Below are 19,366 nucleotides of genomic sequence, written 5' to 3' on the forward strand. Positions count from 1 at the left end.
CTGCACTGGATTCACTGCACCGGCCGCACTGCACCGGCCTTATGGTGAGCGGCGCCCGCCGCTGCGCTTCGGACCGTTCACGCCTACTTTGCCAGAATCAGGCCGACTCGCGCTTCACCAGCTCGGTGGGCAGCAGGAGGATCGGCTCGATCTGCTCGCCGGCGGTCATGCGCAGGACCTGTCGCGCCGCCATCCGGCCCAGATCGGTGATCGGCTGGCGGACCGTGGTCAGCGGCGGCTCGGTGTCCCGGGCGAAGTCCATGTCGTCGAAGCCGACCACGGCCACGTCGTCGGGCACCCGCCGGCCGGCCTGCCGCAGCGCCCGCAGTGCACCTTCGGCCATGGCGTCGGAGGCGGCGAACACCGCGTCGAGTGTCGGGTCGTCCTCCAGGAGCTGGCTCATGGCGAGTGCGCCGGACTGCCGGGTGAAGTCGCCGACCGCGACCAGCGATCGCCGGCTCGCGTCCTGCATCGCCGCCCGGTAGCCCTTCAGGCGGTCGATCCCGGCGCTCATGTCCTGCGGCCCGGCGATCGTGGCGACCCGCCGCCGGCCGGTGTCGAGCAGGTGGTTGACCGCGTCCCGGGCGGCGGCCTCGTTGTCGACGTCGACGTAGGGCACCGTCGACTGGGTCAGCAGCCGGCCGTTGCAGACCACCGGCACGCCCGCCCGGCTCAGCCGTTCGGGCAGCGGGTCGGCGCCGTGCATGGAGAAGATGATCGCGCCGTCGACGTGGCCGCCGGTCGCGTAGCGCTCGACCCGGTCGTGGCTCGGCCCGGAGGGGCCCACCATCATCAGCACGAGCTGCTTGTCGACGGCCTCGAGCTCGAGGCTCACGCCGCGGATGACCCCGGAGAAGAAGGGGTCGTCGGAGAAGACCCGGCTCGTCGTCTCGGAGGCGACCAGGGCGATGGAGTCGGTCCGCTGGGTGACGAGGCTGCGCGCGGCCTGGTTGGGCACGTAGCCCAGGGCCTCGACGGCGCTCAGCACCTTGTCGCGGATGTGCGGCGCGACGGAGGTTGATCCGTTGACCACGCGGGAGGCGGTCGCACGCGAGACCCCCGCGCGTTGCGCGACGTTCTCGAGTGTCGGCCGGTCCCGCCCCGACATCACCATTCTGGCGTCCCCCATATCTGTCCGCCGCACCATAATGACCCAAGTGTGGCGATGTGGAATACACAAAAGAGACGGGCGATGGAGCATGCCGCTCCACCGCCCGTCGCACCCTCACACCGGTTACACCCTGATCACGATTTCGCCGGTCACGATCCGCCGGTCACCCGGGCCACACCGGGCGGTGTTCACCAGGGCGGTGTCCACTCCCTTGCGGAGGGCCGGAGAGCGCTCTCAAGACTCGATTCATCCTGGCCGCTGACAAGCTCAATGTCAATCACGGAATTGTCTGAGAGCGCTCTCTTGAATATGTTGTGGGAAACGCCAAAACTCCTATGCGGCCTGGCGTCGCCGGCAGGCCTCGACATGCGCCGCGATGACGGCCGAGGTGCTCGAACGCACGCAGGCGTCGGCACCGGCTTCGAGCACGTCGACCACGTCCTGGTGGTCGCTGTACGGGTCGAGGACCGCGACGATCGCCGCCGCCGGATGGCGCAGGCAGGCCGCCGTCACCGTCTTCGCTGCGGGGGCGTCCAGGACCACGATGTCGGGTTCCGGCACATCGGCCTTATGGACATCAGTCTCATGGACATCGGCTTCATGGACATCAGCCTCATGGTGCCCGGACCCGTGAAGTTCGGACCCGTGGCGACCGGACCCGTGGAGGTTCCGCTCCTCGCCGGTCGGCAGCTGACGGCGCCGGACCACCCGCCAGTCGCACGGCAGGTGCCGGGCCAGGTCGCCGAACCGCGACCCGCCGGTCACCAGCAGGACGGTGATCCGGTCGAGGGTCGACGAGGTGCGCTGGGGGAGGGTCGCGATGTTCATGTTTCATGTATCGCGCCCGGGACTGGTATCCCGCTCCGTGGCGGCTGCGAAAATCCTGGAAGGAAGGCAACCCGACCCCACCGGGAGTGGTGTGCGTGATCGTCTGGATCAACGGCCCGTTCGGCGTCGGCAAGACCACCCTCACCGCCGAGCTGTGCCGCAGGGAGCCGCAGGCGCGTGCCTTCGACCCGGAGCGCATCGGCTGGGTCCTCAAGCGCACGGTCGGGCTGGTCCGGCAGGGCGACTACCAGGACCTGCCCGCCTGGCGCTCGGCCACCGTCGCCGTGGCCGCCCGGCAGGCCCGCGGCGCCGACCCGCTCATCGTGCCGATGACGGTGCTGCGCCGGCAGTACCTCGACGAGATCTTCGCGGGCCTGCGCTCCCGCGGCCACGAGGTGCGGCACGTGCTCCTCGACGTGTCGCCGCCGGTGCTGGTCGAGCGGATCGAGTCCGACACGGACCCGGACCCGCAGGGCTGGCGGCTCGACAACCTCGGCACGTACCTCGTCGCCCGGCACGATTTGCGTCGCGGCGGTGCCGTCGTGGACACCGACGACCTGACCGCGGACGAGGTCGCCGACGAGGTCGAGGCGCTGATCCAGGACTGGCGGGACGGCCGGCCGGCCCCGGACGGTTGAGGCCGGCGGACAAAAACAGGCGGCCGAGACGGGTGGTCGAGACAGGCCGGCCGAGACGGGCGGCCGAGCGCTCGCTGTCCGCGCCCCCGCCCGGCTTCGCCCAGCACGTGCTCGTCGAGACGTGTGTGCTCAGCCGGGCGGGGACGCGCGTCACCTGGGCCGCGGGGGAGCCGGCCAGGGAGGTCGACTCCCCCGGGCGTCACCGTGCATACACCTCCAGCTCCCACAGGGAGTAGCCGTAGCTCGTGGCGCGGTCGACGCCGACCATCCGCACGTACCGCGCCGTCACCGGGGCGAACACCACGCTGTCGGTGCCGCCGTTGCCGGCGTCGACCGTCGACACCGTCGTCCACGAGCTGCCGTTGCCGGAGACCTCGATCCGGTACCGCGACCCGTAGGCCGCCTCCCAGCGCAGGATGACCCGCCGGACGGTACGGGCGGATCCGAGATCTACGGTGAACGACTGGTTGTCGCTCCACCCGCTGGCCCACCGCGTCGTCGGGTTGCCGTCGACCGCCGCGCCGGTGGAGAAGCCGAGCTGCGTGCCGCTGGCCGAGACGCTACGGCCGAGCGCCAGGTTGGTGATGTCGTCGCCGCGCTTCGCCGGGAACGACACCACCTGCTGGTAGGTCGGCCGGTTCTGCCACGAGATCTTGTCGTGCGTGATCCCGCCGAGCGGCGACTGGATGACGGTGTCCGCACACCACTGGTCGCCGGCGCCGCAGTACTTGTCGCCCGGGTACGTCGTCGCCGCCGGCTCGGCGACGGCCGCCGCGAGCGTCGAGGTCAGCACCTGCCGGCACGCGGCCAGGACGCCGTTGCCGCAGTACGTGCGGCCGAGGCCGCTGCGCACCGGGTCGCCGAGGACCGCGCGGAGGTCCTTGTCGAGGTACCCCCACCAGCCGTACTGGAACGCGGACCCCTTGTGGCTCTGGCTCTGGTTCAGCGAGCCGGCGCTCGTCGGGCCGGTGAAGCCGGACGGGGACTCGTCGATCTGCAGCGCGCCGGTGAGCGCGGTGTAGACGTCGTCGCCGAGCCCGGGCCGGAACGTGCCGGCGACGAGCTTCGGCCACCAGGCGTCGAAGATCCGGATCGCGTCCGCGTGCTGGTACACATGGGAACCCGGCGACGTCTCGACCCGCTTCGCGCCGCCGGCCTGCCACGCGGCGAGCTTGGTGACCGCCGGGTCGCCGGTGCTGCCGAGGATCCGCAGCAGCTCCGGCAGCAGGCTCTCGGCGCGCAGGTCGGTGACGGCGGCGTCCTCGACGAGCCGCACCACGCCGGCGCGGTCCAGCTTGCCGTTGTTCGCCAGGGCGGCCTTCACACGCCGGTCGAGCAGGTCGGCCCGGTGCACGGCGCCGAAGCTGAAGTTGCCGTCGGCGGCGCTGAAGCCGAGGGCCTGCTTGTTGTTCCAGCTGACGAAGTAGTCCTGGCCGGTCGACTGCGGGTGCTGCGCGACCGGGACGTAGTCGGCGGTGTTGGTGTCCGGGTTCCAGCCCGACCACTCGTAGGCCGGCTCGGCCTTCGTCGGCAGGTTCGGGTCGGCGCCGGCCTTGCGCACCGGGTTGTTGCCCGAGTTGAAGTACGCGGTGCTCGTCGAGTTGACGTAGAACCAGTTGAACGCGTAGCCGACGTCGGACGCGGAGGCGATGAACTGCGCCGGCGAGCCCATCGCGGCGGGGTCGTTGAACGCCTGGAACCCGATCGCCGAGTCCGCCTCGTGCCGGTAGGTCGAGCGCAGCTGGGTGAACGCGACCGGCCGCCCGGCGACGGTGCCGCGCCACGCCACCAGGCCGTACTTCGTCCGGTAGGTCACCAGCTGGTATGAGCCGGCGGGCGTGGAGTCCGCGACCGTCGGCTTCCAGGAGTTGGTACGGGTGAGCTTCTCCATCGGCGTGCACTGCCCCCGGAACAGGTACGCCTCGGAGGCGGGCGTCGCCGCCGAGCCGTCGGTGTTGCACAGCGGCACCGCGTAGGTGTCGGTGATGTCCTGCTCGGCGGAGGTCGCGCTCCACGCGTAGTCCTGACCCCGGCCGAGCAGCACGTAGAGGTTCAGGCCGGCGAACGCGACACCGTGCGCGCTGATCCCCGGGCCCTGCAGCTCCTGCAGCATCAGCAGCTGCGGCGAGAAGTATCCGGTCTGCGGCCCGAACACGGCGATCGGGTTGCCCGTCGCCGAGTGCGCCGCGTCGATCACCACCGCGTTGGACATGCCGCGCTTCGTCGCCGCGCCCGGTTTGACCCCGGCGGTGGTCGTCGCCGAGCCCGCCGGGTTGAAGACCACCGGCTGCGCGGTCACCGAGCCCGGGTCGGGCAGGGCCACGCCGGCCGCGTCCGGATCCGCCGAGCCGTACGGGAACGTCTGTCCGCTGTGGAGGGTGAGCGTCGCCTCCTCGTCGTTCTGCGCGCGGAAGGCCGCCCACAGCCGGTCGCCCTCGGCGGCGCCGTAGCGGGCCCGCGCGGTCACCCGGACCAGCGCCGACTCGACCTCACCGCCCCCGCCGCCGCCGAACAGGCCGCCGACGACCCCGGCGATCGCGATCAGGTCGGTCATCTGGAACGGCTCCGGGCCGCCCGCGTTGGTGATCGCGTCGAGGTGGCCGGTCAGCACGTACTCGCCGGGGCAGTTGCGCGCGGACATGCACGCCGCGATGTAGGCGTTGATGCCCGCGATGTAGTCCTGCACGTCGGTGTAGAGCTGCGCGCCGCGCGGCCCCTTCGCCTGCAGCGCGGCGACCTGCGCCTGGAGGTCGGCCTCGGTGTAGGGGGCGCTGCGCCAGATCGACTGTTCCAGCTCCCGGTTGCCCGGGGCACCTCCGGCGAACGGGGTCAGCTGCCCGCGCCCGACCCGCCGCAGCAGGTCCATGACGAACAGCCGGTCCTCGGCCCCGGCGTAGCCGGCGCCGAACATCGTCCCGGCCCGCGTCGTGCCGGTCACGTGCGGCACGCCGAGGCCCTTGTCGCGCACGATCGTCACGTCGGCGCGTGGGCTGTAGCTGCGCTCCACCTGGCCGGCCGGCACACCGAACGAGGCGCTGTTGTAGAACTGGTCGATCTGCTCGGTGGTGAGGCCGGTGTAGGCCGAGACGAGGTTCGCGTACTTGCCGAGCTGATCGGCTGAGTGCGCCGGCCGGGTGCCGAGGGCCTGGTGGGCCAGGATCTCGACGAGCGTGGCATTGCCGTTCTGTCCTGGCGGCAGGATGTCGTCGCATTCGTCGAGGCAGTAGTCGTTCGGGGGCAGGACGGCCGCCTGGGCGGCGGTCCGGTCGAGAACGGGCAGCGCGACCAGCGCGCCGGCGGTGAGGAGAAGCGCCACGAGGGCGCGTCCGAGGGCAGGTCTGACTACGGGTCGGGACATGGCGGATCCCTTCCGGGGGTTGCGAGTCAACATGAAAATGACTCGGATTACCGGATGGTAACAACGACACGGGTCACTGGATAGAGGTTCAGAAGGGCAGCCCTGGCCGCCTCCACTAGGCTTCGTGGGTGCTCGTGGTCCACGCGCTCTGGGCGTCTCCCGCCGGCTCGCTCGAGGGCCGGCTCCAGGGTCGGCTCCAGGATCGGCTCCCGGGCCGGCTCTGCCTCTGGGCCGAGGACCCCGGCCTTCCGGCACCGCCGCGCACCGCCGGGCGCGGATCCGGGCGCCGGGCCGGGGCGGCCCCGCACCCGTTCGTGGTGCGCGGGCTGCGGCTCGACGACGGTGCCGGTGAGTCCGCGGTCCGCACCCTGCGCCTGCCGACCCGCAGCGGGTTGCCGGAGGTGTCCCCGTCGGCCGTGTCGGCGCTCGACCCGCCCGCCGGCAACGCCGCGCTGCGGCTGGAGGACTGGGCGGTCGAGACCGTCGAATACGGCCCGGACGACGCGTTCGGCCTGCTCCGGTCGGCCCTGGCACTGCTGGACGCGGACGGCGAGTTCGTCTGCGCCGACTCGACACGCTGGTTCACGTCGGTTGCCGGGTTCGCCGCCGGCCTGGTCACCCGTGGCCGTCTCCTGCCCGGCCTGGCCCGGCCCGGCGGTCCGGGTGGGGAACCCAGTCCGGGCAGGGAACACGGTCCGGGCAGGGAACACGGTCCGGGCAGGGAACACGGTCCGGGTGGGGAACCGGGCGGGGCCGGAGCCGGCGCCCGGGCCGAGGCTCGCTGGCTTCCCGTGCTCACCGGCCGGGACGCCGCCTACGCCCGCTCCCTCGCCCTCGCCATGCCGCAGGCCGTCCTCGCCGCCGAGCCGGGGGCCACGCGCGCGGCGGTCCTGACCGACATCCTCGACACGCTGGTCGACGCGGCCGCCCGGGCGATGCTGCCGGCGGCCCGCCACCGCGTCCCCGGCGCCGCCGGCGCCTGGCTCACCGCGCTCACCGGCACCGACCGGCAGCTGCACGGCGTGCCGGACGCCGAGGTCGCGGCGCTGCGGGCCGAGCTCGGCACCTGGCAGGCCGACGCCGTCGGCGGGGCCGTCCGGGCCTGCTTCACGCTCGTCGAGCCGCCCGAGCCCACCGAGCCGGGGGAGGAGACCGCGACCGGCGACCGGCAGTGGCGGCTCGAGTTCGCGCTCCAGGCCGCCGACGAGCCCAGCCTCGTCGTCGGCGCGGAACGGGTCTGGCGGTCCCGCGGCGCGCTGAAGGCCCTGCAACGGCACATCCCCGCGCCGCAGGAGACACTGCTGGCCGAGCTGGGCCGGGCGAGCCGGCTCTACCCGGCGCTGGAGGACGCGCTGCGGGCCGCGCGCCCGTCCGCGCTCACGCTCGACGCGGCCGGTGCGCACCAGCTGCTCAGCGAGAGCGCGCCGCTGCTGGCCGCCGCCGGGTTCGGCGTGCTGCTGCCCGGCTGGTGGCGCAGGCCGTCCGCCCGCCTCGGCGTGCGGCTCACCGCGCGCAGCTCGTCGACGACTGCCCCGGGCACCGTCGCCGCCGCGAGCGGGATCGGCCTCGACGCGGTCGTCGACTACCGGTGGGAGCTGGCGATCGGCGACGAGCCGCTGACCGAGGACGAGTTGCGCCGCCTCACCGACCTCAAGGCGCCGCTGGTCAACCTCCGCGGCCAGTGGGTCGAGCTCGACCCGCGGCGGCTCGCGGCCGGGCTCGAGATCATCCAGCGGCAGGCCGCCGAGCCCGGCGCCGGGGACGCCATGACGGTGGCGGACCTGCTGCACGTCGCCGGCGGTGCCGACGGCGGGCCCGGCGGCCTGCCGATCGTCGAGGTCACCGCGGACGGCTGGCTCGGGGACCTGCTCTGCGGGGAGACGGAGCTGCGGATCCGCCCGGTCGGGGTGCCCGACGGGTTCCGGGGGGCGCTCAGGCCGTACCAGCAACGGGGTTTGAACTGGCTCGGCTTCCTCGAATCCGCGGGCCTCGGCGGCATCCTCGCCGACGACATGGGCCTGGGCAAGACGGTGCAGCTGCTGGCGCTGCTGGCCGGGAAGGCGCCCGGGCCGACGCTGCTGGTGTGCCCGATGTCGCTCGTCGGCAACTGGCAGCGGGAGGCCGCGAAGTTCGCGCCGGACCTGCGGGTGCACGTCCACCACGGCGCCGAACGGGCGCGGGGCGCCGACTTCCGGGCCGCCGTCGCCGCGGCCGACCTCGTCATCACCACCTACTCGATCGCCGCCCGCGACGCCGCCGCGCTGAAGGCCATGCACTGGCACCGGCTGGTGCTCGACGAGGCGCAGGCGGTGAAGAACGCCGCCACGAAGCAGGCGGTCGCGGTGCGGCAACTGCCCGCCCGGCACCGGATCGCGGTGACCGGCACACCGGTCGAGAACCGGCTCGCCGATCTGTGGTCCATCATGGACTTCGCGAACCCGGGCCTGCTCGGCACGGCCCGCAGGTTCAAGGAGACCTACGCGGAGCCGGTCGAGCGGCACGGCGACGAGGAGGCCGCCGCGCGGCTGCGCCGGATCACCCAGCCGTTTGTGCTGCGGCGGCTCAAGACCGACCGGGGCATCATCTCCGACCTGCCGGAGAAGCTGGAGATGGACGTCCTGTGCAATCTGACGCGCGAGCAGGCGTCGCTGTACCAGGCAGTCGTCGACGACATGCTCGCCCGCATCGAGCGCAGCGAGGGCATCGAGCGCCGGGGGCTGGTCCTGGCCACCATGACCCGGCTCAAGCAGGTCTGCAACCACCCGGCGCACGCCCTGCGCGACGGCAGCCGCCTGGCCGGGCGCAGTGGCAAGCTCGCCCGCCTCGAGGAGATCCTCGACGAGGTCCTCGCGGCCGGCGAACGTGCATTGGTCTTCACGCAGTACGCGGAGTTCGGCGGCATGCTGCGCGCCCACCTCTCAGCACGGTTCGGCCGAGAGGTCGCGTTCCTGCACGGCGGGCTGCCGAAGGCGTCCCGCGACGCGCTGGTGGCGCGGTTCCAGTCGGCCGACGCGGCGGCGCCGCAGCTGTTCGTCCTGTCCCTGAAGGCGGGCGGCACCGGGCTCACGCTGACCGCCGCCAACCACGTCATCCACGTCGACCGGTGGTGGAACCCGGCGGTCGAGGACCAGGCGACCGACCGGGCGTTCCGCATCGGCCAGCGGCGGGCGGTCCAGGTCCGCAAGTTCGTCACGGCCGGCACCGTCGAGGAGAAGATCGCCACGATGATCCGGGACAAGCGCGGCCTGGCGGCGAAGATCGTCGGTGCCGGCGAGCAGTGGCTGACCGAGCTGTCCACCACCGAGCTCCGCTCGCTGCTGGCCTTGGAAGCCGGCGCGGTCGTGGAATAGCACGGCAGCAGGGGCGAGCAGCACCGCTACCGCGTCACCGAGCCGGGTGGCGCCGTCGCGGGTAGACTGCCGGGGTGTTCGTGATCACGCTGAGCTACCTGGTTGAGATCGACCGCATCGACGAGGCCGTTGACGCCCATCGGGAGTGGCTGGACGGGCAGTACGAGGACGGGGTCTTCCTGGCCTCCGGCGCCCAGGTGCCGCGCACGGGCGGGGTCATTCTCGCGGCCGGGCTGGAGCGGCTCGAGCTCGAGGCGCGGCTCGCCCTCGACCCGTTCAAGCAGAAGGGGCTCGCCGAATACACGATCGTGGAGTTCGTGCCCCGCAAGGTGGCGCCCGGCCTGGAGCGGCTCCAGTCTTGACCCGGCCGGACCACTGGGGCAACCGCACCCTCCGCGTCGAGGGCGGCATCCGGGCGCGCAGCACCCGCGGCGCGATCGGGTCGAGCTGGTGGTCCAAGCGCTTCCTGGCGGTGCTCGAGTCGTTCGCGCTGGGGACCAGGCTGACGCGGGGCCGCAACTACGCCCGGGCCGGCCAGGTGCTCAGCCTGGACATCACGCCCGGCGCGGTCGAGGCGACCGTGCAGGGATCCCGCCCGAAGCCGTATGAGGCACGGATCGGTCTCGCCGTCTTCCCCGGCGACGTGTGGGCGCGGGTCGAGGCGGCCCTCGCTGCCGAGGCCCTCGGCGCGGCCAAGCTCCTCGCCGGGGAGCTGCCGCCGCACGTCGAGGACGTGTTCACCGGAGCCGGGGCGCCGCTGTTCCCGGCGCGGATCACCGATCTCGGCCTGCACTGCTCGTGCCCGGACTCCGCGGTGCCGTGCAAACACCTGGCGGCCACCTTCTATCTGCTCGCCGAGCGCTTCGACGCCGACCCGTTCCAGATCCTGCTGTGGCGCGGCCGGGCCCGCGACGCGCTGCTGGCCAACCTGCGCGAGCTGCGCACCGGCGCCGACTCGGCCGCACCGGCCGAAGCCGCCGAAGCCGCTGCCGTCGCGGGTGCGGGTGCGGCAGCGCTCGGCGGAGCGGCCGTGCCGGCACAGGCGGCACAAGCGGCCGCGCTTGCGGACACCGGCGCCGAGCCATCGCGGGCAGCGCCGCTGCCCACCAGGACCGCGCGGGTCCTGGCGGAGCTCACCGAGCCGGAGGTCGAGCTGGAGCGGTTCTGGGTGCCGCCGGTGCCGGTCACCGACCCGGAGCCGGTCGCGGTGGCCGAGCGCGACCTGCTCCTGCGGCAGCTGCCCACCCCGGGCCCGGCACTCGGCGGCCCCGAGCTGCTTCGCGTCCTGCGCTCCTGGTACCGCTGAGTCCCCTCAGCCCGCGGTTGACGCGACGCCGCGGTCAAGCGACCGGCAGCGGCTTGGTGCCCAGGCCTTTCACCGAGCCGCGCAGCAGGGTCTTGCTGGCGACGTTGAGGAAGCAGTGCGCGACGCGGTCGCCGAGCTTCCACTGGCTCGCGGTCAGGCCGGTCCAGAAGGTGTAGACGTCGCCACGCTCGTACAGCTGGAGCTGGGAGATGCCGAGGAACGTGGCGATCCGGCCGTAGCAGCCGTCGCTCACGATCTCGTTGAGCCGCTTGGCGTCGGGGTAGGCCCCCGCGGGGGCCGTCCACGTGCCGACGAACTCGGTGTCGTGCGGCTCGGCGCAGGCGACCGGGGTGACCGCGTCGACCGAGCGGTAGAAGCCCTCGGGCGACACGTCGTCACCCTTGAGCCGCACGCAGGTGAGCGCGAACGGCCGCTGGCCCTGCAGGCCGCCCTTCAGGCTGTCGGTGCGCGCCTTCGGGGCGAAGAGGTCGTCCTCCGCCTCGGCCAGGCCGCAGACGTACTGCCGCGCGCCGCCCTGCCAGGCGGGCTCCTTCGGTACCGAATAGAAGGGGAACAGCCGGCCGGTGTGCCAGTCGCCGCCGGCATACGCCGTCGCCGCCTTGTCGCACTCCGCGTAGGCCGCCCGGCTCGGGTCGCTGTCCCAGGCCGGCGGCGCCGGCGCGGCGGCGGCCGGCCCGGTGAACGTGCCGACCGCGACGACCTCGACGGTGTGCTCCCGGGCACAGTCCACGACGCTGAGCAGCGCCGCCGTCGGCTCGAACGCGCTCACCGCGCCGCCGGCCAGGCAGGCGCCGACCTGCGGCGGCGAGTAGGACGCCGCCGGCTGGCTGGGCCACGAGTCGACGAGGTCGCCGTCGGTGCCGGCGGGCCGGCCGCAGCCGCCGGCGAGCATCACGACCGCGAGCAGTGCGACACCGGACGCCGGCCGCACGCGGCTCAGCCGCCCTCGGTCGCGGTGAAGCCGGTGCTGCACGGCGTGCCGGGCTCCAGGGTCGCGGTCTGCCGGTACCGCTCGACGAAGTTATCGATGCGCTTGTCGTCCACAGAGGACACCTGGAGCTGGTACCCCCACGCCTGCAAGGACACCTTGGCGGGCTGGCCCGGATACGGGCTGAGGAGCATGTAGTCGTTGCCCCGCACCCGTGCGGCGAGCTTCTCCACGTCGGCCGACGGCAGGTCCGGCTGGTAGGTGATCCAGACGGCGCCGTGCTCGAGGCTGTGCACCGCGCGGCCGTTGTCGATCGGCGCGGTGTAGACGTCGCCGTTGCACTGCTGCCACTGCGGGTGGTGCGGGCCGCCGGCCGGCGGGGTCATCGGATAGGCGATGTCCTCCTCCTGCGGCCGGTGGTCCCGGGACAGCCAGTCCGGGTGGTCCTTGCGGTAGTCGACGAGCCCCGGGATGTCGTCGGAGCCGCCGCCGAGCAGCGGCGTGTCGTCGTCGCGGAGGAACCAGAAGACACCGGCGATCCCGGCGACGCAGAGCAGTGCGAGCACGCCGACGATGCTGACGAGCGCGACGACGAGCCCGCGGTTGCCCTGCTTCGGCGGCTGGCCCCCGGGCGCCGCATGTCCGGGCGCCGCATATCCGGACGGCTGGAACCCGGATGGCTGGAACCCGGATGGTTGGAATCCCGGTGGCTGGCCCCCGGGTGCCCCATATCCCGGCGGCTGCGGCCCGGACGGCGGGAACCCCGGCGGCTGCGGCGCGGGCTGGTGATGTGCGGGCGGCTCGAATCCGGGCGGCTCGAATCCGGGCGGTGGTGACCCTGGTGCCGGCGGCGCGGGCGGTGGAAACCCCTGCGGTGCGGGCGGGGGCGGCGGGAACTGCGGATTCGGTTCCTGCGGCGGATACGGGCCCGTCATGTGCCCGACCCTACCGGAATGTGAAGGATGTGGCTGCCGGTGGGTTTCCGGCAGCCACATCACAAATGCGGGGCGGCTCAGACCGCGAAGCAGTTCGGCCGGATCGGCTCGTCGCGCAGGGCGTTGCGGACGACGGAGTACACCGTGCCGTCGAGCACCAGGCCGAGGTGCCCGACCACACGCAGCGGGCAGTACGACTGGATCAGCACGTTCGCCGCGCCCTCGATGGCGGCGTTGCCGGTGGGCCGGACCAGCTCGTCCTGCAGCGTCCGGACGGTGGTGTACCGGACGTCGCCCGGGCTGTCGTCCCCGGCGTTCAGCGCGGTGAGGAAGGTGGAACCGACCGCCATCTGCTGGCAGGCGACGATCCCGGCACAGGTGCCGAGCCCCAGCGTCTGGATGATGCTGGCGATCGCCGTGCCGTACTGCGGGGTGCCCAGGCTGACGTAGCGCCCGACGGCGGCGGTGCCGCCGAGGTTCTTGAGGTAGTAACGGGAGACGAGACCGCCCTCGGAGTGCCCGACGAGGTCGACCTTCGCGAAGCCGAGCTGCCGGACGTACGAGGCGAGCGCGCCGGCCGAGGCGGCGATGTCGCCGAAGCCCAGACCGGGCAGCTGGTAGATGTAGACCTGGTAGCCGTCGCCGCGCAGCCGTCCGGCGAGGGGTTCGTAGGCCGCCGCGACACCGGTGAGCCCGGCGACGACGATGACGGGGTGCTGCTGGGGAGCGGCTGCGGTGGTGGCGGTGGTGGCGGCGTGGGCCGTCGAGGGCAGCGCGACGACGGCGGCGCATGCGAACACGGCCGTGATGCTGCGGAGCAGCATGATCTGCTCCACCTCCTCCGGGTCGTTCCTGGCGGGGAACAGCGGATGTGGATGCACGGCCGTGGATGAGAAGTTACCGCACGGTAACGAGACTGTGAAGACGAAGCACGGAACGAACAGCCGCCCGGCGCGAGCGGCGACACCGGAGAGCGATCCGGAGAGCGATCCGGAGAGCGACGTCGATGGCCCTGCGGTAGGGTCGCCGCATGCCTGCCGAGTGCGCGATCGACGACTGCGGGGTGCTGGCGATCGGGCGCTGCCGGGAGTGCGGCCGCGCCTTCTGCATGTCACACCAGGCGCACAACGAGGTCACCGGCGAGGGGTATCCGGCATTGTGCCTGCCGTGCCTCGGCCGGCGGCAGCAGGTGCCGGCGGCCGCCGCGCCAGTCGACCAGGACCGGCGGTGGCTCTTCTCCGGGCAGGCCGCCCTGGACCTCTACGCCGCCGGGGTCGCGCCGCTGCCGATCGTCGAGCAGCGCGTCCGCTGGGTGCCGCAGCGGTTCGGCCGGCAGCGGCAGGAGATCGACGAGGTCGAGGTCGGCGGGTTGTGGGTGGTCGGGAAGTTCGCCTGGACCGAGATGCAGGAGATCCCGGAGACGCGCGACTGGACGACCGGCCTGCTGGCCCATCCCGGCGGTGGCTATCCGGTGTCGATGGTCGCGCGGGCCGTCACCCGCTGCCGGGTGGCCGACGGCATCGCCACGCTGGTGCGCGACGCGCCCTACGGCGACAGCTGGACACAGCTGGAGCGCAAGGAGATCCCGCGCATCGTCAAGGCGGTGCGGGACCTCATCGCGGCTCGCCGAGCTTCCTGAGCGCGGCCAGGTATCTCGCCGGCACCAGGTTGGGCGCGTCGCCCCGGAAGGCGGCGTCGACCTCGGCGTCGTCCGCCAGCCGGCCCGAGGTCGCGACCACCTCGTCGGCCAGCGCGCGCACGATCGGGGCGTCGCGCCAGTCCGGGTGCTCGGCCAGCAGGCGGAGCGCCACCAGCGACTCCTCGATCTCGCCCACGCACTCGAACGGCTTGTGGGCCGTCAGGCCCATCAGCTCGCGGTACCCCTCGAGCTGGGAGAGATCCGTGAAGATGTCGGTGCCGAAGATGCCCACCAGGCGCTCCCGGCCGGTGAACGGGGCGAGCGCCAGGAACACGAACCGGCACTTCGGGCAGTGGCCGCACCAGCGCTCGCTCGCGTCGCGCTGCTTGAAGGCCGCGTTGCAGCTGGTGACGACCGCGTCGTAGGTGGTGAACTTCGCGAACAGCGCGGCGATGTGCAGCTCGGACAGGCCGCGCAGCAGCGAGAAATACGCCTCCTGGAGGCCGGCGTGGGCGAGCAGCGCGTCGCGGAGGTGCGCCTCGGCGGGCAGCCCCTTGGACCACTGGTGGTTGATGTCCCGGCCGAGCCAGCTGAGGTTGGGCACCGAGGCCGAGCTCTCGTTCGACATGACGACCGGGCCGAGGCCGTGCATCAGCGAGGTGGCGACGGCGATCAGCGAGTTGATCGCGGTGACCGGGATGTGGCCGTTGTACGCCCCCGCGGCGTTGAGCTCGCGCATCCGCGGGTCGAGCGTGCGCCGGACGGTGCGGACCGGCTGCGGCGAGACCGCCATGACGCTGCGGATGATCGCGTTGGGGTTGACGGCGAAGAGCACGGGGTCGAGCTCGCCGTACTGCAACGCCTCCATGCTGACGATCGAGTCCTTGCCGCCGCCGACCGCGGACAGCGGCGGGCCCGACGGCTCGTGGATCTCGGCCGGCGGCTCCGCGAAGGGACCCGGCACGATCGGCAGGTCGAGGACGTAGGGAAGATCGTTGCGGTAGGCGAACTCGCCGAGCCCTTCGCGGAACAGCGCCGTCACCCAGGGCAGCGCCTTTTCGGCGAGGGGGAACCCCAGCTCCACCCGTGGCGGCGCGGCGATCTTGTAGTAGGAGGTCGACGCGGCGACGTGGAGCAGGTCGAGCACCCGGTCGAGGGCGGGGTGGATCACGGACGGCGGACCGAAGTCGACCGTCTCCGTGAGCACGAGGTCACCGAGCGCGTAGTGGAAGCGGGCCACGCCCGTCACCGGGTCGAACTCCCGGCCCGGAAAGCGCAGCGTCTCGACCTGCTCGCGCCCGTTCACCTGTGCAGCCTCCAGTGTCTCGACCGATCGCCAATGGTAGCCGTCACCGGAACGCGGCCAGCACCTTCGTCATCGGCGCGACACAGGCGGGGTCCGGACGCATCCGGGCCGACCAGGACGACCAGGCAGAGCTCCGGAAGGGGCAGTACACGGCGAGGCTGCCACGGCAAGGGAGCGCGGCCGCGCCACGCTCCCAGGGACCATTGTGGAAGGGTAATGCTTCCGGCAGTGCCGGTGCGGCTCACACCGGCAGCAGCGACGAGTCCGACTCGGTGAGGACCACGACGTCGCTCGGCAGCGGCTGGTAGATCCGCCGCAGGAGGGCCGGGTCGCAGACGCTCGCCACGGTGGCGAACACCGCCCGTGCGACACGCTCGGCGTCGGCCGGCGGCACCTTCGTCCGCGCGGCCACGTCGGCCAGGAAGTCCAGGTGGATCTCCTGGTCGTACAGGTGCTGATAGGACCAGAGCGGCTCGGCCAGCGTCGGTGGCAGCTCCGCGGCCAGGTGGTGCACCCAGCCGTCGGGCAGCCGGTTCGCCAGGGCGTGCAGCACTCCGCGCACCGCGCGGCGGGCGTCTTCGGCGCCAGGGAGTCCAGCCTTTTCGCGTACCTCCGCGATGAACACGTCTTCGTACATGCCGCGAACGCTGCCGGGCGCGTAGGTGAGCGGCCATCACTCGCGGAGGACGGACGGCATCGCCCGGCCGGCCGGGCGCCGGTCATCCGGTCCGGGTGGGACCGTGTCACCCGCACTCCTTCCAGCATGGCTGCGTACACCGATCACTCCGCGGCTCCATCGCTGCCCCACCGTTGGGAGACGCACGATGACAATCTTGGTCAGCCGCCCCCGCCGCCCGCTCGGCGTGTTCCCGTCCCTGAGCACCCCGGGGTACGGCCACGGCCTCGGCACCGGCTTCGGCGCCGGGTTCGGCATCTCGGGCACCGGTCAGGTCCCGGTCGACATCGAGGAGACCGAGGACGCGTTCCTGATCGACCTGGACCTGCCGAACGTGCGGGCCGACGACCTGCAGATCGAGCTGCGGGACAACGAGATCCGGGTCTTCGGCAAGCACACCGAGAAGCCCCGCACCGGGACGCTGCGCCACCACGCGCGCCGCACCGGCGAGTTCGAGTTCCTGATCGCGCTGCCCGGCGACGTCGACCCGGACGGGGTCGACGCCGAGCTGGACAACGGCGTGCTGTCGATCCGGGCGCCGAAGGTCCAAGAGGCCCTGGCGCGGCGGATCGAGGTGCACCAGCGCAAGGCGATCAGTGGCGAGCCGTCGGCCCGGCCCGCCGGGTCCGCCGGCTCCTCCGGGCAGACGAGTGGGCCGGCGAGTGGGCAGGCGAGTGGGTCGGCGAGCGGGCAGGGCGGCTCCGGATCCGGCACTCCCGGCGGGGTGAGCACCCCGGCGGCGCAGGCGAAGCAGATGAAAGAGGGCCAGTCCCGGCCCGGCTCCACGGGACGGCAGATGGGCTCCAGCGGCACCGGCAGCAGCGGTACCGGGCAGGTCGGCCGCAGCTCCATGGCGTGAGGCCGGTATCCGCCGGGCGCACAGGCGCACGACTTCGGTTCATGACTGCCGGTGCCCGGACACGGACGGTGTCGGACACGTGCGGCGGGAGGTCGCCAGATGCCCGTTGAGATCCGTGACTACTACGCAGTCCTCGGTGTCCGCCGCGAAGCGAGCACCGAGGAGATCCAGCGCGCATACCGGACCATGGCCCGTCGCCACCATCCCGACGTCAACCGGGAGCCGGGCGCCGAGGAGCGGTTCAAGGAGATCAGCGAGGCGTACCACGTCCTGTCGAACCCGCGCAGCCGTCGCAAGTACGACCGGTTCGGCGCCGGGTGGCGGCAGGCGCCCGACGACGCCGGCCCGCGCGACACCGGGCGGCGGCATGCGCCGCCGTCCCGGTCCACAGTGGACATCGATCTTGAGGATCTGCTCGGCAGCCTGTTCGGCGGGCGGTTCGGTGGCCGCTTCGGGGGCGGCTTCCGCGGCTACCAGAGCGGCGGGCTCGGCTCCACGCCGGTGCCGGGCGCGGACACCCAGGCGGAACTGACGATCAGCGTCGAGGACGCATACCTCGGCGGCCGGCGCCGGATCACGATGCCGGGCCCGGCCGGACGGCCACGGCAGTACGGCGTGAACATCCCGGCCGGTGTCGTCGAAGGCCAGCGGATCCGGCTGGCCGGGCAGGGTGCGGCCGGGGCGCGGGGCGGACGGCCCGGCGATCTGTACCTGGTGGTGCACCTGGCGCCGCACCCGCGGTACAAGGTGGAAGGGCGTGACGTGATGGTGGATCTACCGGTGAGCCCATGGGAGGCGGCTCTTGGCGCGGTCGTCCCGGTCGGCACGCCGGGCGGCGACGTCCGCCTGGAGGTGCCGGCCGGGTCGTCGTCCGGGAGGAGGCTACGGCTGCGCGGGCAAGGCGTGCCGAACCCGCGGGGCACCCCCGGCGACCTGTTCGCCGAGGTACGGATCGTGGTGCCGGGCAACCTGTCCCGGCGGGAGCGGCAGCTCTTCGAGGAACTGGCCGCCGAGTCGACCTTCGACCCACGCGAGGCGGGACGGGGTGCGCCATGACCTATGCGCTCGCGCCGCTGCCGTACCTCTCCCTCGAACGCTTCGCCGAGATGGCCGGCCTGCACCCGGAGATGGTGCACCGGCTGGTCGCACTCGGCCTGGTGGAGCCCGCCGTGGACGCGCACGGTGAGCAGTGGTTCACGGTGACCCAGCTGACGACCGTGGCCCGCGTCCGGCGCCTCCACGCCGGGCTCCCCCTCAACTACGCCGCCGTCGGCGTGGTGCTCGACCTGCTCGACCGCATCGACGAGCTGGAGGACCGCCTGCGGCGGTCGTGAGCGGTCCTTCGGTGTTCTGAATCTCTCGCACGGCAAGGAGGACGTGATGCTGAGAAGAGAAGCGTGGTTGCTGGGTATCCGCGGGGTGCTCGCCGTCGTGTTCGGCATCCTCGCGGTGGTGTGGCCCGGGGTCACGGTCATCGCGCTGGCCCTGCTCTTCGGCGTGTTCGCGATCGTCACCGGCATCGAGCAGCTGGTGCACGCGATGCGCCCCGCAACCGGCCCGTCGAACCCGGTGACCGGCTTCGCCGACGGCAAGGGACCTCGGATCGCCCGGGCGGTCGCCGGGGTCGTGGGCATCGTCGTCGGGATCATGGCGATCGTGTGGCCGGGCATCACCGCGGTGGCGCTGGCCATCCTGGTCGGTGTCTGGGCGGTGCTGATCGGCCTGTCCGACCTGTGGCTGGCGACCCGCCAGCACGGGGGCTGGTCGCTGGCCCTCGTCGGCGCGATCGCCATCGTCGCCGGCCTGTTCATCATGGTGCGCCCCGCGGCCGGCGCGCTGGCCATCGCGTGGGCGATCGGTGTCTACGCCATCATCAGCGGCATCCTGCTCCTGGTGGCCGCCTACCAGCTGTCCCACCAGGGCTCCGGCCGCGGCCGGATGGCCGCCGCGCACTGAGAAAAGCGCACTGAGGAAGCGCGGCTCAGGGCGCCCCGGTCTCGTGGGAGACGTGGGCGTGGACGATGCGCCAGCCGGCGGGGAGACGGACCCAGGTCTGGGACTGCCGCCCCGGCCGGCCCTCCCGCCGGGGGTAGTCGAACATCGTCGTGACGACGGCGAGATCGCCGCCGAAGGCCGTGATCCTCGTGTCGAACAGCCGCCGCCCGGCCGGCAGCGGCGGCTGGCACTCCCGCCAGGCGCGCAACGCCTCGGCGCCGTCCTGCCGGTCCCCGATCCCGAACCGCACCACGGCCGGCGAGTCCCAGAACGCGTCCGCCATCGCGGCGGTGTCGTTGGCGACGAGGGCCTTCTCGTAGGCGGCGAAAGCGGCGGCCACCTCGGCGACGACCTCACTGCGGTTGACGTCCATGCGGTCTCCCTGCGTGAGCCGATCCAGGTGCGGTGGTCCCGAG

General features: G+C 72.8%; 18 protein-coding genes. 9 read left to right on the plus strand and 9 right to left on the minus strand.

Going from position 1 to position 19,366, the window contains the following annotated elements:
- Window positions 1-97 precede the first annotated feature (97 nt).
- Window positions 98-1,108 carry a LacI family DNA-binding transcriptional regulator gene (locus tag Dfulv_RS10980; RefSeq protein WP_259867603.1) on the minus strand — a complete coding sequence of 337 codons (1,011 nt, stop codon included), beginning with the start codon at window positions 1,106-1,108 and terminating at the stop codon, window positions 98-100.
- A gap of 336 nt (window positions 1,109-1,444) precedes the next feature.
- On the minus strand, window positions 1,445-1,939 hold the full coding sequence (locus Dfulv_RS10985; RefSeq protein WP_259862657.1) for a hypothetical protein: 495 nt from the start codon (window positions 1,937-1,939) through the stop codon (window positions 1,445-1,447).
- 95 nt (window positions 1,940-2,034) lie between these two features.
- Here Dfulv_RS10985 and Dfulv_RS10990 point away from each other — a divergent pair, with 95 nt between their 5' ends.
- A complete protein-coding gene (locus Dfulv_RS10990) occupies window positions 2,035-2,577 on the plus strand; it encodes an AAA family ATPase (protein ID WP_259862658.1) in 543 nt (180 codons plus the stop codon).
- Between the two features lie 199 nt (window positions 2,578-2,776).
- On the opposite strand, the gene Dfulv_RS10995 is transcribed toward Dfulv_RS10990, so the two are convergent.
- Window positions 2,777-5,935: a penicillin acylase family protein gene (locus Dfulv_RS10995; protein WP_259862659.1), complete on the minus strand. Its 3,159-nt coding sequence runs from the start codon at window positions 5,933-5,935 to the stop codon at window positions 2,777-2,779.
- A gap of 128 nt (window positions 5,936-6,063) precedes the next feature.
- Between Dfulv_RS10995 and Dfulv_RS11000 the strand changes: the two genes are divergently transcribed.
- The 3 genes from Dfulv_RS11000 to Dfulv_RS11010 all read left to right on the plus strand — a co-directional run bounded on the left by Dfulv_RS11000 (window position 6,064) and on the right by Dfulv_RS11010 (window position 10,591).
- Window positions 6,064-9,285 carry an SNF2-related protein gene (locus Dfulv_RS11000; RefSeq protein ID WP_406567959.1) on the plus strand — a complete coding sequence of 1,074 codons (3,222 nt, stop codon included), beginning with the start codon at window positions 6,064-6,066 and terminating at the stop codon, window positions 9,283-9,285.
- 74 nt (window positions 9,286-9,359) lie between these two features.
- Window positions 9,360-9,647 carry a YciI family protein gene (locus Dfulv_RS11005; RefSeq protein ID WP_259862660.1) on the plus strand — a complete coding sequence of 96 codons (288 nt, stop codon included), beginning with the start codon at window positions 9,360-9,362 and terminating at the stop codon, window positions 9,645-9,647.
- Complete coding sequence (locus Dfulv_RS11010) at window positions 9,644-10,591, plus strand: SWIM zinc finger family protein (RefSeq protein ID WP_259862661.1); 948 nt, start codon at window positions 9,644-9,646, stop codon at window positions 10,589-10,591. Before Dfulv_RS11005 ends, Dfulv_RS11010 begins: the two co-directional genes overlap by 4 nt.
- 34 nt (window positions 10,592-10,625) lie before the next feature.
- Here the strand turns inward: Dfulv_RS11010 and Dfulv_RS11015 are convergent, their stop codons facing one another.
- From Dfulv_RS11015 to Dfulv_RS11025, 3 genes are all read right to left on the minus strand, one after another.
- On the minus strand, window positions 10,626-11,543 hold the full coding sequence (locus Dfulv_RS11015; RefSeq protein ID WP_259862662.1) for a septum formation family protein: 918 nt from the start codon (window positions 11,541-11,543) through the stop codon (window positions 10,626-10,628).
- 5 nt (window positions 11,544-11,548) lie between these two features.
- The gene (locus tag Dfulv_RS11020; RefSeq protein ID WP_259862663.1) at window positions 11,549-12,106 is read right to left on the minus strand and encodes a DUF3105 domain-containing protein; all 558 of its coding nucleotides are present in this window, start codon (window positions 12,104-12,106) and stop codon (window positions 11,549-11,551) included.
- A 446-nt stretch (window positions 12,107-12,552) separates the two neighbouring features.
- Window positions 12,553-13,299, minus strand: a complete 747-nt coding sequence (locus Dfulv_RS11025; protein ID WP_259867607.1) for an esterase/lipase family protein — start codon at window positions 13,297-13,299, stop codon at window positions 12,553-12,555.
- A 206-nt stretch (window positions 13,300-13,505) separates the two neighbouring features.
- Here Dfulv_RS11025 and Dfulv_RS11030 point away from each other — a divergent pair, with 206 nt between their 5' ends.
- Window positions 13,506-14,114 carry an AN1-type zinc finger domain-containing protein gene (locus tag Dfulv_RS11030; RefSeq protein WP_259862664.1) on the plus strand — a complete coding sequence of 203 codons (609 nt, stop codon included), beginning with the start codon at window positions 13,506-13,508 and terminating at the stop codon, window positions 14,112-14,114.
- Here Dfulv_RS11030 and Dfulv_RS11035 read toward each other — a convergent pair.
- Entirely contained in the window at window positions 14,089-15,420 is a 1,332-nt protein-coding gene (locus tag Dfulv_RS11035; RefSeq protein WP_259862665.1) for a hypothetical protein, read from the minus strand. The two genes, Dfulv_RS11030 and Dfulv_RS11035, sit on opposite strands and share 26 nt — an antisense overlap.
- Window positions 15,421-15,661: 241 nt before the next feature.
- Window positions 15,662-16,057, minus strand: a complete 396-nt coding sequence (locus Dfulv_RS11040; RefSeq protein ID WP_259862667.1) for a DUF2267 domain-containing protein — start codon at window positions 16,055-16,057, stop codon at window positions 15,662-15,664.
- Between the two features lie 187 nt (window positions 16,058-16,244).
- On the opposite strand from Dfulv_RS11040, the gene Dfulv_RS11045 reads away from it, so the two are divergent.
- From Dfulv_RS11045 to Dfulv_RS11060, 4 genes are all read left to right on the plus strand, one after another.
- Window positions 16,245-16,955, plus strand: coding sequence for an Hsp20/alpha crystallin family protein (locus tag Dfulv_RS11045; RefSeq protein WP_259862668.1), 711 nt, complete (start codon window positions 16,245-16,247; stop codon window positions 16,953-16,955).
- A gap of 99 nt (window positions 16,956-17,054) precedes the next feature.
- Window positions 17,055-18,011, plus strand: a complete 957-nt coding sequence (locus tag Dfulv_RS11050; RefSeq protein WP_259862670.1) for a DnaJ C-terminal domain-containing protein — start codon at window positions 17,055-17,057, stop codon at window positions 18,009-18,011.
- Entirely contained in the window at window positions 18,008-18,289 is a 282-nt protein-coding gene (locus tag Dfulv_RS11055; protein WP_259862671.1) for a chaperone modulator CbpM, read from the plus strand. Before Dfulv_RS11050 ends, Dfulv_RS11055 begins: the two co-directional genes overlap by 4 nt.
- Window positions 18,290-18,335: 46 nt before the next feature.
- Window positions 18,336-18,911 (plus strand): HdeD family acid-resistance protein, encoded by a 576-nt coding sequence (locus Dfulv_RS11060; protein ID WP_259862672.1) that lies wholly within the window; start codon window positions 18,336-18,338, stop codon window positions 18,909-18,911.
- A 25-nt stretch (window positions 18,912-18,936) separates the two neighbouring features.
- On the opposite strand, the gene Dfulv_RS11065 is transcribed toward Dfulv_RS11060, so the two are convergent.
- Window positions 18,937-19,323: an AtzH-like domain-containing protein gene (locus Dfulv_RS11065; protein ID WP_259862673.1), complete on the minus strand. Its 387-nt coding sequence runs from the start codon at window positions 19,321-19,323 to the stop codon at window positions 18,937-18,939.
- Between the last annotated feature and the right edge of the window lie 43 nt (window positions 19,324-19,366).

The sequence above is a fragment of the Dactylosporangium fulvum genome, assembly GCF_025137375.1.
Classification (GTDB): Bacteria; Actinomycetota; Actinomycetes; order Mycobacteriales; family Micromonosporaceae; genus Dactylosporangium; species Dactylosporangium fulvum.